The sequence below is a fragment of the Pseudomonas sp. PDM05 genome, assembly GCF_014851685.1.
Taxonomy (GTDB): Bacteria; Pseudomonadota; Gammaproteobacteria; order Pseudomonadales; family Pseudomonadaceae; genus Aquipseudomonas.
Genome location: NZ_JACVAC010000024.1, coordinates 1 through 13,126, shown reverse-complemented (window position 1 = coordinate 13,126; position 13,126 = coordinate 1). Strand labels below are relative to the sequence as shown.

The 13,126-nt window shown below is 62.5% G+C and carries 8 protein-coding genes and 1 pseudogene; 1 reads left to right on the top strand and 8 read right to left on the bottom strand.

Features of this window, described 5'->3' with window-relative positions; translation table 11 throughout:
• Positions 1 to 69: 69 nt before the first annotated feature.
• The 7 genes from IB241_RS26640 to IB241_RS26610 all read right to left on the bottom strand — a co-directional run bounded on the left by IB241_RS26640 (position 70) and on the right by IB241_RS26610 (position 11,049).
• Positions 70 to 1,485 carry an efflux transporter outer membrane subunit gene (locus tag IB241_RS26640; RefSeq protein WP_192301164.1) on the bottom strand — a complete coding sequence of 472 codons (1,416 nt, stop codon included), beginning with the start codon at positions 1,483 to 1,485 and terminating at the stop codon, positions 70 to 72.
• Positions 1,482 to 4,661 carry an efflux RND transporter permease subunit gene (locus tag IB241_RS26635; protein WP_192301163.1) on the bottom strand — a complete coding sequence of 1,060 codons (3,180 nt, stop codon included), beginning with the start codon at positions 4,659 to 4,661 and terminating at the stop codon, positions 1,482 to 1,484. The genes IB241_RS26640 and IB241_RS26635 overlap by 4 nt, the downstream gene beginning before the upstream one ends.
• 15 nt (positions 4,662 to 4,676) lie before the next feature.
• Positions 4,677 to 5,918: a multidrug efflux RND transporter periplasmic adaptor subunit MexE gene (mexE, locus tag IB241_RS26630; protein ID WP_192301162.1), complete on the bottom strand. Its 1,242-nt coding sequence runs from the start codon at positions 5,916 to 5,918 to the stop codon at positions 4,677 to 4,679.
• A 357-nt stretch (positions 5,919 to 6,275) separates the two neighbouring features.
• Positions 6,276 to 8,486 carry a GMC family oxidoreductase gene (locus IB241_RS26625; RefSeq protein ID WP_192301161.1) on the bottom strand — a complete coding sequence of 737 codons (2,211 nt, stop codon included), beginning with the start codon at positions 8,484 to 8,486 and terminating at the stop codon, positions 6,276 to 6,278.
• A complete protein-coding gene (locus IB241_RS26620; RefSeq protein WP_192301160.1) occupies positions 8,483 to 8,995 on the bottom strand; it encodes a sorbitol dehydrogenase in 513 nt (170 codons plus the stop codon). The genes IB241_RS26625 and IB241_RS26620 overlap by 4 nt, the downstream gene beginning before the upstream one ends.
• The gene (locus IB241_RS26615) at positions 8,992 to 10,359 is read right to left on the bottom strand and encodes a cytochrome C (RefSeq protein WP_192301159.1); all 1,368 of its coding nucleotides are present in this window, start codon (positions 10,357 to 10,359) and stop codon (positions 8,992 to 8,994) included. The genes IB241_RS26620 and IB241_RS26615 overlap by 4 nt, the downstream gene beginning before the upstream one ends.
• Before the next feature lie 153 nt (positions 10,360 to 10,512).
• Complete coding sequence (locus tag IB241_RS26610) at positions 10,513 to 11,049, bottom strand: sterol desaturase family protein (protein WP_192301158.1); 537 nt, start codon at positions 11,047 to 11,049, stop codon at positions 10,513 to 10,515.
• 253 nt (positions 11,050 to 11,302) lie between these two features.
• Between IB241_RS26610 and IB241_RS26605 the strand changes: the two genes are divergently transcribed.
• Positions 11,303 to 12,646, top strand: a complete 1,344-nt coding sequence (locus IB241_RS26605) for an ABC transporter substrate-binding protein (protein ID WP_192301157.1) — start codon at positions 11,303 to 11,305, stop codon at positions 12,644 to 12,646.
• A gap of 335 nt (positions 12,647 to 12,981) precedes the next feature.
• Here the strand turns inward: IB241_RS26605 and IB241_RS28090 are convergent.
• Positions 12,982 to 13,126: pseudogene (locus tag IB241_RS28090) on the bottom strand (IS481 family transposase); the annotation flags it as partial.

The following is a 13,126-nucleotide window of genomic DNA, read 5'->3' as shown; positions in this document are numbered from 1 at the left end:
GCCCCACGACCGAATGGACCGTGGGGCTAAAAATTGGCTGGATGCGACCAACCAAAGGAGCTCTTTACATCACTGGTTGCTGGCCACCACCGTGTCCGGCTGCCAGCCACCACCCAACGCCTTGTAGATCGCGACGATGCCGCGATACAGCTCCACCTCGGCCTGGGCCTGGGAGTCTTCGGCAGCCAGGCGTTCGCGTTGCGCGTCCAGCAACACCAGGAAGTCCACCGTGCCTTCGCGGTAGCGGATTGCGGCGAGGTCGGCGGCGGCGCGGCTGGATTCGCTCTGACGGATCAGCGAAACCAGGCGCTGTTGGCGCTTGCCGTAGTCGCTGAAGGCGTTTTCGGACTCTTCCAGTGCCAGCAATACTTGCTGTTCATAGGTCGCCAACGCGCCATCGGCCTCGGCGCTTGCACCGCGCAAACGCGCGCGTACGCTGCCCAGGTCGAACGCGGCCCAGGTGATGCTCGGGCCGAGGGCCCAGGCATTGGCGGCGGACGAACCGATCTGCGAACCGCGCCCGGCGGTAAAGCCAAGGAAGCCGCTGAGGCTGACCCGTGGGAACAGGTCGGCCTTGGCCACGCCGATGCGTGCGGTGGCGGCCGCCAGTTTGCGTTCGGCGCTGAGGATGTCCGGACGCCGTTGCAGCAGTTGCCCCGGATCGCCAATTGGCAAGGCCTTGGCAATCGCTGGCAGGTCTTTCGGGCTCAGGTCGACGCTGAGCTTGTCCGGACGCTGGCCGAGGAGGGTGGCGATGCGGTTGCGCTCGCGCACTTGTTCGGCTTGCAGTTGCGGCACGCTGGCTTCGACCCCGGCGAGGCGTGCGTCGGCACGCTCCACGTCCAACTGATCGCCAACCCCGGCATCGCGCAGGCTGACGGTGATGGTGCGCGATTCCTGCTGGTTCTTGAGGTTGTCCAGGGCGATGCGTTCACGCAATTGGGCGCCGCGCAGTTGACCATAGGCATCCACCAGCTCAGCAATCATCGTGACTTGCAGTTGGTACAGGTCGGCTTCCGCGGCCTGCTGGTCGGCGTCGGTGGCTTCCAGGTTGCGCTGGATGCGCCCGAACAGGTCCAGCTCCCAGGCCATGTCCAGGCCGAGGTCGTAACGCTCGGTCTTCACACGGCGGGTGGTCTGGCCTGGTATCTGGCCCTTGCCTTGGTCGCTGCTGACGCGGCTGGTGATGGTCGGCATGGCGTCATTGCTGGCGTCGTCGCGGATGGCCCGAGCCGCCCGCAGACGGGCAAACGCCACACGCAAATCGCGGTTGCCTTGCAGCGATTGGGTCACCAACTGATTGAGGGTCGGATCGTCGAACTGCTGCCACCAGATACCTTCGAACTTGGCGTGGTCGTACTGTTTGGCATCGGCGGCGGCCGTGATGCTCGCCGCCTCCGGGGTTTGGGTTTTATAGTCCGGGCCCACGGCACAGGCGCTCAGCGCCAATACCAGCAAGCTCGGCAGGAATACTTTCACGCTCATTGCTGTGTCTCCAGCTTCAAGGCCTTGGCCGCTTTGCGCGCTTCCTGGCGCTCCACATAGCGACGGATCAGTACGTAGAACACTGGCGTCAGCAACAGACCGAAGAAGGTCACGCCGATCATCCCGGAGAACACCGCCACACCCATCGCATGACGCATCTCGGCACCGGCACCGCTGGACAACACCAGTGGCACCACACCCATGATGAAGGCGAACGAGGTCATCAGGATCGGCCGCAGACGCAGACGGCACGCCTCCAGCACCGCAGCCAGCGGGTCGAGACCCTCGGCCTGTTTATCCTTGGCAAACTCGACGATCAGGATCGCGTTCTTGCAGGCCAGGCCCACCAGTACGATCAGGCCGATCTGGGTGAAGATGTTGTTGTCGCCGCCCGAGATGATCACCCCGGTGATGGCCGACAGCAGCGTCATCGGTACGATCAGGATCACCGCCAGTGGCAGGCTCCAGCTTTCGTATTGGGCGGCCAGTACCAGGAACGCCAGCAGCACGCAGAGCGGGAACACGAACAGTGCGGTGTTGCCCGAGAGGATTTGCTGATACGTCAGGTCAGTCCACTCGTAGGTCATGCCGTTGGGCAGTTCCTCTTTCAGCAGTTTTTCAATCGCCGCCTCCGCCTGGCCGGAGCTGTAGCCCGGTGCAGCGTTGCCGTTGATTTCAGCGGTGATAAAGCCGTTGTAGTGCATCACGCGGTCCGGGCCCGAGGTGTCGCTGACCTTGATAAAGGTCGCCAGCGGGATCATCTCGCCCTTGTTGTTGCGTACTTTCAGCTGGCCGATCTGGTCTTCGTCGAGGCGGAACTGCTGCTCAGCCTGCACGTTGACCTGATAGGTACGGCCGAAGCGGTTGAAGTCGTTGGCATACAGCGAACCCAGGTAGATCTGCAGGGTGTCGAAGATGTCGCTGATCGCCACGCCGTGGGTCTTGGCCTTTTCGCGGTCGATGGCGGCATCGACCTGGGGCACGTTGACCGTGTAGCTGGTGAACAGGCCGAACAGCTCCGGCGTGGTGCGGCTCTTGGTGATGATGTTCTGCACTTCTTTGTACAGTTCGTCATATCCCAGGTTGCCACGGTCTTCGATCTGCAGGCGGAAGCCGCCAATCGTACCCAGGCCCTGTACCGGCGGCGGTGGGAAGATCGCCATGTAGGCTTCCTGGATGGCGCTGTACTTGCCGTTCAGCGCACCGGCAATCGCACCGGCGGACATGCTCGGGTCTTTACGCTCATCGAATGGCTTCAAGGTCACGAACACGATGCCGCTGTTGGGGCTGTTGGTGAAACCGTTGATCGACAGGCCCGGGAAGGCCACCGCGGCTTCCACACCCGGCTGTTTCAGGGCGATGTCGGACATGCGCTTGATCACGTCTTCGGTGCGGTCCAGGCTGGCGGCGTCCGGCAATTGGGCGAAGGCCACCAGGTATTGCTTGTCCTGGGCCGGTACGAACCCGGTTGGCGTGTGGGCAAAGCCCAGCCAGGTCAGGACCATCAAGCCGGCGTACAGGAACAGCGCGATACCACTGCCGCGAATCACCCGGCGTACGGTGCCGACGTAGCCATGGCTGGCCTTCTCGAAGAAACGGTTGAACGGTTTGAACAACCAGCCACCGAGCAGCTTGTCGAGGAACTTGGAGAAGCCGTCCTTCGGTGCGTGGTGCCCTTTGAGCAACACGGCTGCCAGGGCAGGTGACAAGGTCAGCGAGTTGAACGCCGAGATCACCGTAGAGATCGCAATGGTCAAGGCAAACTGTTTGTAGAACTGCCCGGTCAAGCCACTGATGAAGGCCGCCGGAACAAACACCGCACACAGCACCAACGCTGTGGCAATGATCGGGCCGGTCACTTCGCTCATGGCCTTTTCAGTCGCCGGGAACGGCTCCAGACCCAGCTCGATGTTCCGTTCGACGTTTTCCACCACCACGATGGCGTCGTCCACCACGATACCGATGGCCAGCACCAGGCCGAACAGCGACAGCGCGTTGAGCGAAAAGCCAAACAGGTGCATCACCGCAAACGTACCGATCAACGAGACGGGCACGGCCACCAACGGAATGATCGAGGCGCGCCAGGTTTGCAGGAACAGGATCACCACCAAGACCACCAGGATCAGGGCTTCGAACAGGGTGTGCACCACCGCTTCGATGGAGCCACGCACAAAGATGGTCGGGTCGTAGACGATGCTGTAGTCCATGCCCTGCGGGAAGTTCTTCTTCAGCTCCTCCATCTTGCCGCGCACTTCGTTGGAGATCTGGATCGCGTTGGAACCCGGGCGCTGGAAGATCGGGATCGCTACTGCCGGTTGGTTGTTCAGCAACGACCGCAGGGCGTATTGGCTGGAACCCAGCTCGACCCGTGCGATGTCTTTGAGGCGGGTGATCTCACCGTTGTTGCCTGCGCGAATGACGATGTTCTCGAACTCTTCTTCCGTCACCAGACGGCCCTGAGTGTTCACCGACAACTGGAAGCTGGTGGCATTCGGTGCAGGTTGCGCACCCAAGGCACCGGCGGCCACTTGGCGGTTCTGCTCACGGATCGCCGTCACTACATCGGTAGCGGTCAGGTTGCGCGACGCGGTCTTGTTCGGGTCCAGCCACACCCGCAGGGAGTAGTCGCCCATGCCGAACAACTGCACGTCACCCACACCGCCCAGGCGTGCCAACTCGTCCTTCACGTTGAGCAAGGCGTAGTTGGACAGGTAGAGCATGTCGTAGCGCTGATCCGGGGAGGTCAAGTGCACCACCATGGTCAGGTCGGGGGAGGCCTTGTCCACGGTGATACCGATGCGTGTCACTTCCTCGGGCAGTTTCGGCTGAGTCCGCGTTACGCGGTTCTGCACTTGCACCTGCGCATTGTCCAGGTCGGTGCCCAGGGCGAAGGTGATGGTCAGGGTCAGCTTGCCGTCAGCGGTCGATTGCGAGGACATGTACAGCATGTTCTCGACGCCGGTGATGGCCTGCTCCAGTGGCGCGGCCACGGTTTCACCGATGACCTTGGGGTTGGCGCCGGGGAAGTTGGCGCGTACCACTACGGTTGGCGGCACCACTTCCGGGTATTCGCTGATCGGCAATTGGAACAGCGAGATCGCGCCGGCGATCAGGATCAACAGCGACAGCACCGCTGCGAAGATCGGCCGCGAAATGAAGAACTTGGAAAAATTCATCTTGAGTCGTATCCCTTAACCGCGTGGAGTCGCGACGGCTGCGAGCTTGGGCGCGGTTTTTTCCGGCGCCACTTGCTCCAGGTTGCTGGCTTCAAGCGCTTGTCGTTGTTGGGCCAAGGCGGCGAGGGTTTCCTTGCTGGCCATCGGGATGGTTTGCGGGGCGACCGGCGAGCCAGGGCGGATGCGCTGCAGGCCTTTGACGACGATGGTGTCGTCCTTGCCCAAGCCACTGCGCACGATGCGCAAGCCTTCGATCTTCGGCCCCAGTTCCACCGAGCGATACGCCGGCTTGTCGCCTTCCATCACCAGCACGAACTTCTTGCCCAGGTCGGTGCCGACGGCTTCGTCATTGATCAGCACGGCGGAATAGGTGCCACTGCCGACCAGTTTCAGGCGTGCATACAGGCCAGGGGTGTAGCGGCCGTCTGTGTTGTCGAACACCGCACGCCCACGGATGGTGCCGGTGGCCGGGTTGACCTGGTTGTCGACGAAGTTCATCTGGCCCAGGTGCGGGTTGCCGGTTTCGTTGGACAGGCCCAGGTACACCGGGGTGGTCGCACCACGACGGCCTTGGCGGGCCAGTTCGGTGTACTTGAGGAACACGCGCTCGTCGGCGTCGAAGTAGGCGTAGACCTTGTCGGTGGAGACCACACTGGTCAGCGCGGTGACATCGGCGGTCACCAGGTTGCCGGCGGTGATCTCGGCACGGCTGACGCGGCCGCTGATCGGCGAAGTCACGCGGGTAAAGCTCAGGTTCAACTTGGCCAGGTCCAACTGCGCCTGGATGCCGGCGACAGCGGCGCGGGCTTCCTGGGCGGCCGTGGTGCGCGACTCGGCCAGCTCGGCGGAGATCGCGTTGCTTTCGCGCAGGCGCTCGCCACGTTGTGCTTCGTTTTCACTGCGGCTGGCGGCGGCTTTGGTCTGTTGCAGTTGGGCTTCAAGGCGGCGCACTTCAGCCTGGAACGGACGCGGGTCGATCTGGAACAGCAGGTCGCCTTTCTTCACCAGTGCACCTTCGGTGAAGGCCACTTGATCGATCTGCCCCGACACCCGTGGACGGATCTGCACGGTTTCCGGCGCTTCCAGGCGACCGGTGAACTCGTCCCACTCGTTGACGGGTTGCTCAAGCACCTTGGCCACGCTGATCTGCGCAGGGGGCATGGCGGCCGCTTGTTCCGGGGTCTTGCCGCACGCGCTCATCACCACCACGGCCAAGATTGCCAGGGGGAAGCGCAAATGTTTGAGTGACTGTTCCATGAGGTGCATCCGCCAATGTATTTGAGATGGGCGGATCATGCGCGGCGAGGTGCTATGTCACGAATCGAATGAAGCAAAGGTAACTATCATTCGGAATGATATAAGCGCGGGATTAGCCCTCTAGCATGGGCTTTTCGTTAGGGTGCTATCAATGTCGGTGATGACAAAGGACTGTTGCGGGGCGTGCAACAGCAAAACTGAATAGCAGCACCGAAGCATGTGCCGTACTCGTTCAAAACTGTGGGAGCTGGCTTGCCTGCGATGAGGGTGTGTCAGTCATACATTAATTGACTGACAGCCCCTTATCGCGGGCAAGCCCGCTCCCACATGTGGAGATCCATGTATCAGGTCGACAAGCTACACCGTGCCGAACCCCACCTGCACCGTCAGCGCCCCTTGGTTATCCCCCAGTCCAATCCCATACCGGCCCTCCAGATCATCATTGATACACAGCTGCAATTCCCCCGTCAGCCCCGGCGGAACCGCTGCCAGATCGCCCACCAGAAACGGCGTCCCACCACTGCCTACACGCCCGATCAGCGCGCCTTCATTGGCCCCCGGCAACGTATACCCGGCCTTGGCGATCAACCCCGGGCTGCCGTTGCCATCCACCATGCCGCCCACCGGGCTGGCCAGCCATTTGCCGCTGACATAACGCACCAGGCGTGGGCTCGGCCCGCTGATCTGCACGCCGGTGCCTTGCCATGGTTGGTTGGCCTGCACCTGCACGGTCACGGCCTTGAGGTCGTTGCACAGGGTGTCACCGGCCTGGATCGACAGCGCGGCGATGGTCAGGCTCGGGTTGGACGTGCCCGTGGTAGGGAACACGCCGTCGCCGACCAGGAACAGGTTGGCGTGGTCCCAACTGCGCTGGTATTTGTCCACCACCGAGGTCTTGGGGTCGGCGCCCATGCGGTAGGTGCCCATCAAGTGCCCGGCGCCCTGGAACGAATAGGATTCGCCCTGATAGACGAACACCCCCGGCTGGATGTCGGCCGTCAGTTCGGTGGCACCGAGCAGTTCGGTAATGATGTGGCTGGCCAGGATGCGCGCCTGTTTGAAGCCCTCCTTGGTGTAGTCCGACAGGTCGTAGTGGATCTCCGGGCGCGGGATGCCCAGGCGGTCCTTGTATTGGCTCGACGGCACGATGTAGCAGTTGGCGTTGTCGGGATCTTCCTCGACTTGCTCCACCAGGAAGCCCACGCGAAATTGCCGGGTCAACAGGTTGTTCAACTGCTGTACCAGCGCCGTGCCGAATAGCGTCTGCGTGACATCGCCGCTGTTGGGCAGCGGGTTGGTACGGCTGACATTGCTGCCATCGATGAGGTCGGCAACGGTGGTGTAGGGGTCGCCAATCGGCCAGTTGAAGCCTTCATTGCCGATCTCGATACGCCACGCCGCACGCTGGCTGCGAAAGGCGCCATCGCGCAGGCTTTCAATCCCCGAGGTCGACACCGGCCCGCGGTACGGGAACACCGTCTTGCCTTCAGGCATCAAGCCCCACGCCAGGTAGATCGGGTGGTCCGCCAGGCTGCGCCCGACCTGGCCGCTGCTGTTGGCGACGCCTTTGGGCCAGGCGCTGCTGGTGGAGTTGAGCAGCAATTTGGGCGTCTCGATGGCATGGGCGGCGATCACATAGCGCTGCCCGATTGCCATCCCGGTGCCGGTCGCCGGTCCGTCGCCCAATTGATACTGGATGAACTCGATGCCACTGATGGTCTTGTCCGCCGCCACGGTAACCTTGCTCGCCACGGTCTTGTACAGGACCCGCACGTTGCCGGTGTTGAGCGCGTTGTTCATGGTCACCGTGGCGTCGTACTTGGCCTGGATCGGGCAGATCGGCGTGCAGTTGGTGTTGCCCGCACACACGCGACGCCCGGCATAGGGCTGGGAGTTGCGCCCGGCCGGCGTCGGGCTCACCACCAGGGGCAGGCCCTGGAACGCCTGGCCCTGCACCGCACTGACGAAACTGCCGTCGACCAGTGACAGCGGGATGCTGGTCATCGGGTATTCGTAGTTCTGCGGGAAGGTAATACCGAGGTAACCCTGGTCGGCCACGTTCGCCGCCACGCCGATTTCCGCTTCGGCGCGGCAATACGCGCTTTGCAGGTCGTTGTAGCCGATCGGCCAATCGACCCCGACGCCGTACAGCGACTTCATGCGAAAGTCATTGGGCAACATGCGCAGGCAGGTGGCAACCCAGTGCCAGGTGGTGCCACCGCCCACGCGCTCGTAGGTGCTGGTGAACGGCAGCGGGCCTTTCTGCACCAGGTAACTGACGTCGGGATTGTCCCAACCCAGGATCAGGTCGGCGATGGTCGCGCGCGGGGCATTCTGCTCGGCCGGGTTGCGTGCCGGGCTCAGGGTGCTGACCGGCGGGTAGGGCGACTCGGGGGTCTTGAGGGTCGCGGTGTAGAAGCGCTCCAGGTACTGGTTACGGTTCGCCGGGATTTCCGGGCCGGACTCCAGCACCAGCACTTTCACGCCCGCCAGGCCCAGTTGATAGGCAATCAGGCTGCCCGCAAGGCCCGCGCCGACGATCACTACATCTGCTTGTTCAGTACTCATGACGATGCTCCTGGCTGGAGGCTGGCGGCCACCCCGGTGAAATCCTCAAGGCTGGGCGGCGGGCTGTTCCAGTAGCCGAAGAAGAACTCGCTGTAACCCATCGGGTGGGCCTGGGCGATGCTCCACGCCCAGCTTTGGGTGTAGGCCTCGTCGCTGACCACGGTTTGCTCACCCAGCGGGAACGCCCCCTGGGCATACGGCTGATACCACACGCCGAGCAGCCACAGCTTCATGATCGCGCGCGCCGCCAGGGCGGTCTGGGTGGTGGCGGGCTGGCCGTTCTGCATCAGGATCGCGGTGCCGATCTGCTGCGGCGTCTGTTGCTCGGCCAGCAGCGAAGCGTATTGGGCGAGCAGGGCGCCGAGTACGTTCTGGCCCAGGCGCGGGCCGATGAAGTTGAGAAACGTGGTGGGCAGGCCGATGGGGTCCACGGAGGGCGCCAGGCGTTCCTGGTCGATGCCAGTAAGCACCACGCTCAGGCCGGTGAAATTGTCGAGGTCGGTACTCATGGCTGACTCCCTGTCGCACCTGTGGATTGGGCGCGTTCGAGCAGGTAGGTGAAGTCCGCGAAGCTGGTGCGCGGCGACTGGGTCACGTGGGTCGCGGCATTGCCGTGGCAGGCGATGCAACTGGACGACGCCTGGGGCACGGTGCCCTGGATGTAAGTCTCCAAGGTCGCATTGGCCAGGAACGACGGCGCCGGCTTGCCCAGCGGCACGGTGGCCGAGATCTGGCACGGAGGCTGGCCGGTGAGGGTCGGCCACTGGGTGCTGATCAACTGGTAGTTGGCCCACACGCTGTTGGGGTTCACCGTGCGCAGCAGAGTCTGGTAGGTGTTGTTGAGGGTCTTGGTCGCGTCGGTCAGCGGGATCTCGCGCACGATCTGCGACGGCGTCGCTTTCACCGCCGGGTTCCACGGGCGGGGCGGCGGCTGGTTGACCTCGGCCTGGCTGCTGGCGTTGTAGAACAGATACGGGCCCTTGCGCTCGGCCGGTGGCGTGGTCTTTTCCGGCACATTGGCGACGTGCTCGAAGGTCGACCACACCCACTGCGGCGCACTGGTGGTCTTGTGCACGATATGCAGGCCCACCAACCCGACCGGCTCGGCCACGCAGGATTCAGCCACCACCGGCCCCTTGCTCGGGTCGCTGTTGCCCGGCGTATACACCAACGCATCCACCGTATGGAAACTGCCGGGCTTGTCGTTGCCATCCAGCACCTTCCACGAGGCCTTGACCATCAGCGAACCGACCTGGCTGGTAGCCGGGTCGCCGCAACTGAACGCCACTGCGTTGGTCGGGCTGGCGGCAAAAAACGCCTGTTGGCCCTGGATGCTATACAGGCCGTTGTTGACGATGCCGTCGAACATCGACTGATTGACCACGATTTCATTGCGGGTGTACACGCCGCTCTGGTCCACCAGCGGGCCGCTTTCAAACGGTTGGATAAACTCGTCGAGCACATCCGGGACCTTGCCCATCTGCTGCAACAGGCGCCCGGAGCCCTTGCCTTCACAGGCCGGCGGTACGGCTGCCGGGGCGTGATAGGGCTGTGGCTTCTGCCCTTGGGGCAGGAAGATCTGGTAACTCTCCCGGTAGCCTTCCCACACCGTGGCCGCGTCCTGCTGGCCGATCTGCATGCCGGTGTTGGGGTTGCCGTCGGCCAGGGCCGGCCAGTTCAGTGCAATGAATGTCTGCCACGACATGTCATCGAAGTTCTGTTGCAGGCTGGTCAGGGAAAACGGCGGGGTCGCCGTGACATCGAAGGGGATTTGCGTAGACAGCGTGGGGGCCGCGACGACCAGTGGGCTCAGCAATGCGCCGAACAGCGCGCAGCCGAACCCGGGCCGGGGGCGATGGGTTTCCGTTCTCATCGTTATCTCCTGGGCATCAGGCGTCAGGAGACAGTGGGTCCGTCATGGACTCTTCAATGCGCCTCCTGGCACGGGCTTGAGATTAGATAACGTTGGAATGACCGGTGGTTCTGCGACTAGATTTATTCGTAATAAAAACAATCGCTAACGGCGTCAAGCAGGTTCCTTGTCGGCGCGGCGGGTTTCGGCGCGGATAAAGGTGCGGAACACGTGGTCCCACAGCGGCGAAGAGACCCCGAAGTTCTTCTCGATCCCCTGGCGATGGTGCAGATCATGATTGGCCACCAACCGTGGCATAAAGCGGTAGGCCCAGTGCTCGGGACGGTGCATCACGTAGTGCACCGAGATATAGAACCCATAGCCCGCGACTGCGCCGACGAAGGCCGAGGTCAGCCCGGTGTACCAGGCCAGCAGGAGCAGGATGGCGAAGGTCGAACTGGTCTTCCAGCTGGACACACCGATATAGGCCAGCACGTCGACGTGGTGGGTCCAATGCTCGCGGCGATACAACGAGTGGAACAGGAAGCGGTGCGCCGAATATTCCACCAGCGTCCAGGCCAGCAGCCCCATCAGGGCCAGGCCCAGGTCGAATGGCGCGAGGTAGAGCGCCAGCAGGATAAAGAGGGGCACGGTGAAAAAATCGAGGTAGTAAGCGAGCGATGACATCAGCCATTTATTGGAAGCAGCCATGTGCGGAATATCCCTATAGTGCGAAAGGCGGCGGCAATTGGAGCACAGATTCAAGGCGCAGTGTTGGTGACGCAACAGCGGTTCAAGAGATTGTCCGATTGCCTGCTGGAGTCCGCACTCCTGATGCGGATCAAGTCATTGAATACATTGATTTATTGGTTTGGCATGAATTGTGTCTCCAGTTGATTGAAGCACTCGCTGCCTCAACCCGACCACGGGAGGGGAACCCCACCCTTCACAAGAAACCACACCCATGCACAAGCTCTTGCAACGCACCCTGATCGCCAGCCTGGTGGCGCTCACCACCTTGGGCACGCTCCTTCCGGCGGCCGCCCAGGCTGCCAATGATCAACAGTTCATCCCGCTGGCCACTTATCGCGTCGGCGCCTATGCCTCCAGCGGCATCCCGTGGTGGGCAGGGGAGATTGACTACTTTCGCTACATCAACGAAGTCGAAGGCGGCGTGAACGGCGTCAAGCTGGTTTGGCAGGAATGCGAGACCGAGTGGAAAACCGACCGCATCATCGAATGCTACGAGCGCTACAAAGATGGCCTGGATGGCGCACCCACCGGGTTTTTCTTCACCCACAGCACGCCTGCTTCCTACGCTTTGATGGATCGTGCGGCGAAGGACCATATCCCGCTGATCGACGGTGCCGGTGGGCGCACCGAGTCCACCGATGGTCGCGTGTTCCCTTATGCCTTCCCGCTGCTGCTCAACTACTACGGGCAGGCGTCGGTGGGCATCAACTACATCGCCCAGCGCGAAGGCGGCCTGGACAAGCTCAAAGGCAAAAAGATTGTGACGGTCTACCACGATTCCGCCTACGGTCGCGAAACCCAGGCGGCCATGCAGTTGCTGGCGCACAAGTATGGTTTCGACAACATCCAGATCCCCGTGGCGGACCCGGGCAACGAACAGTCGACCCAGTGGCGCCAAGTGCGCCAGCTCAACCCGGATTGGGTATTCCTGCGCACCTGGGGCGTGTCCACCCCGGTGGCGATCAAGACCGCCGTGCGCTTTGGCGTCCCGGTAGACCGCCTGATCGGTGACGTGTGGGCGGGTTCCGAAGCCGATGTGATTCCCGCCGGCACGGCCGCCAAGGGCTATCAGGCCCTGGCGCCGTTTCCGGGCGGCGACGGTTTTGAGATTCACCGCAAGCTCAAGCAGTACATCCTCGATCCGGGCAAGAGCAACCTCAAGGACCCCAGCTATTTCGGCAAGGTCTACTACAACATCGGTCTGATCAATGCCGCGATTGCCGTCGAAGCGCTGCGCACCGGCCAGGCCAAGTTTGGCAACCGTGCGCTCAACGGCGAAGAAACCCGCTGGGCATTCGAGCATCTGGACATCGATGCTGCACGCCTCAAGGCCCTGGGCTTTGAAGGTTTGTTGGCGCCGTTGAAGCTGTCGTGCGCCGACCACGAAGGCGGCGGCTCCGCCCGCGTGCAGCAGTGGGATGGGCAGAAGTGGGTATTGGTGACGGATTGGCTACAGGCTGACCGCGCCACGTTGCGCCCACTGATCGAGGCCAAGTCCGCAGCATATGCCGAAGAGAAAGGCCTCGCCCCGCGCCGGGCGGCGAAGCCGCCCTAAAACCAGACATCCCGGTCTCCCTGAAACACCGCATCGGTCTTATTGGGGCGGCTTCGCCACCCAGCGCGGGCAAGCCCGCTCACTACAGTTTGTTGACCGTGCGTATTGGCTACAGGCTGATCGCCCCGCGCGATTACGCATCGCAACCACACCCAAACGCAGACCTTGTAGTGAGCGGGCTTGCCCCGCGCCGGGCGGCGAAGCCGCCCTAAAACCAGACATCCCGGTCTCCCTGAAACACCGCATCGGCCTTATTGGGGCGGCTTCGCCGCCCAGCGCGGTGTAGAACCGTAGACATCCTTTACATCTGAAACCGGGGACATCGTTTACACATTTTAGGCTTGGACGCGGCTCATGCCTCGTCCAAGCCTCCCTAGGGGATAGTCACACAGGTACAGATCCCAAACATCATCTTCAACTTCTTTGAGCGCAATCCGCTCTCCTGATAGCGCTTCGCTTACAAACAACAACTTTCCTTTC

Bases quoted from the DNA above. Each gene is read 5' to 3' on its own strand.
- IB241_RS26635 (WP_192301163.1), bottom strand. From the start codon at position 4,661: ATGAATTTTTCCAAGTTCTTCATTTCGCGGCCGATCTTCGCAGCGGTG.
- IB241_RS26605 (WP_192301157.1), top strand. From the start codon at position 11,303: ATGCACAAGCTCTTGCAACGCACCCTGATCGCCAGCCTGGTGGCGCTC.
- IB241_RS26610 (WP_192301158.1), bottom strand. From the start codon at position 11,049: ATGGCTGCTTCCAATAAATGGCTGATGTCATCGCTCGCTTACTACCTC.
- IB241_RS26625 (WP_192301161.1), bottom strand. From the start codon at position 8,486: ATGAGTACTGAACAAGCAGATGTAGTGATCGTCGGCGCGGGCCTTGCG.
- IB241_RS26640 (WP_192301164.1), bottom strand. From the start codon at position 1,485: ATGAGCGTGAAAGTATTCCTGCCGAGCTTGCTGGTATTGGCGCTGAGC.
- IB241_RS26615 (WP_192301159.1), bottom strand. From the start codon at position 10,359: ATGAGAACGGAAACCCATCGCCCCCGGCCCGGGTTCGGCTGCGCGCTG.
- IB241_RS26620 (WP_192301160.1), bottom strand. From the start codon at position 8,995: ATGAGTACCGACCTCGACAATTTCACCGGCCTGAGCGTGGTGCTTACT.
- mexE (WP_192301162.1), bottom strand. From the start codon at position 5,918: ATGGAACAGTCACTCAAACATTTGCGCTTCCCCCTGGCAATCTTGGCC.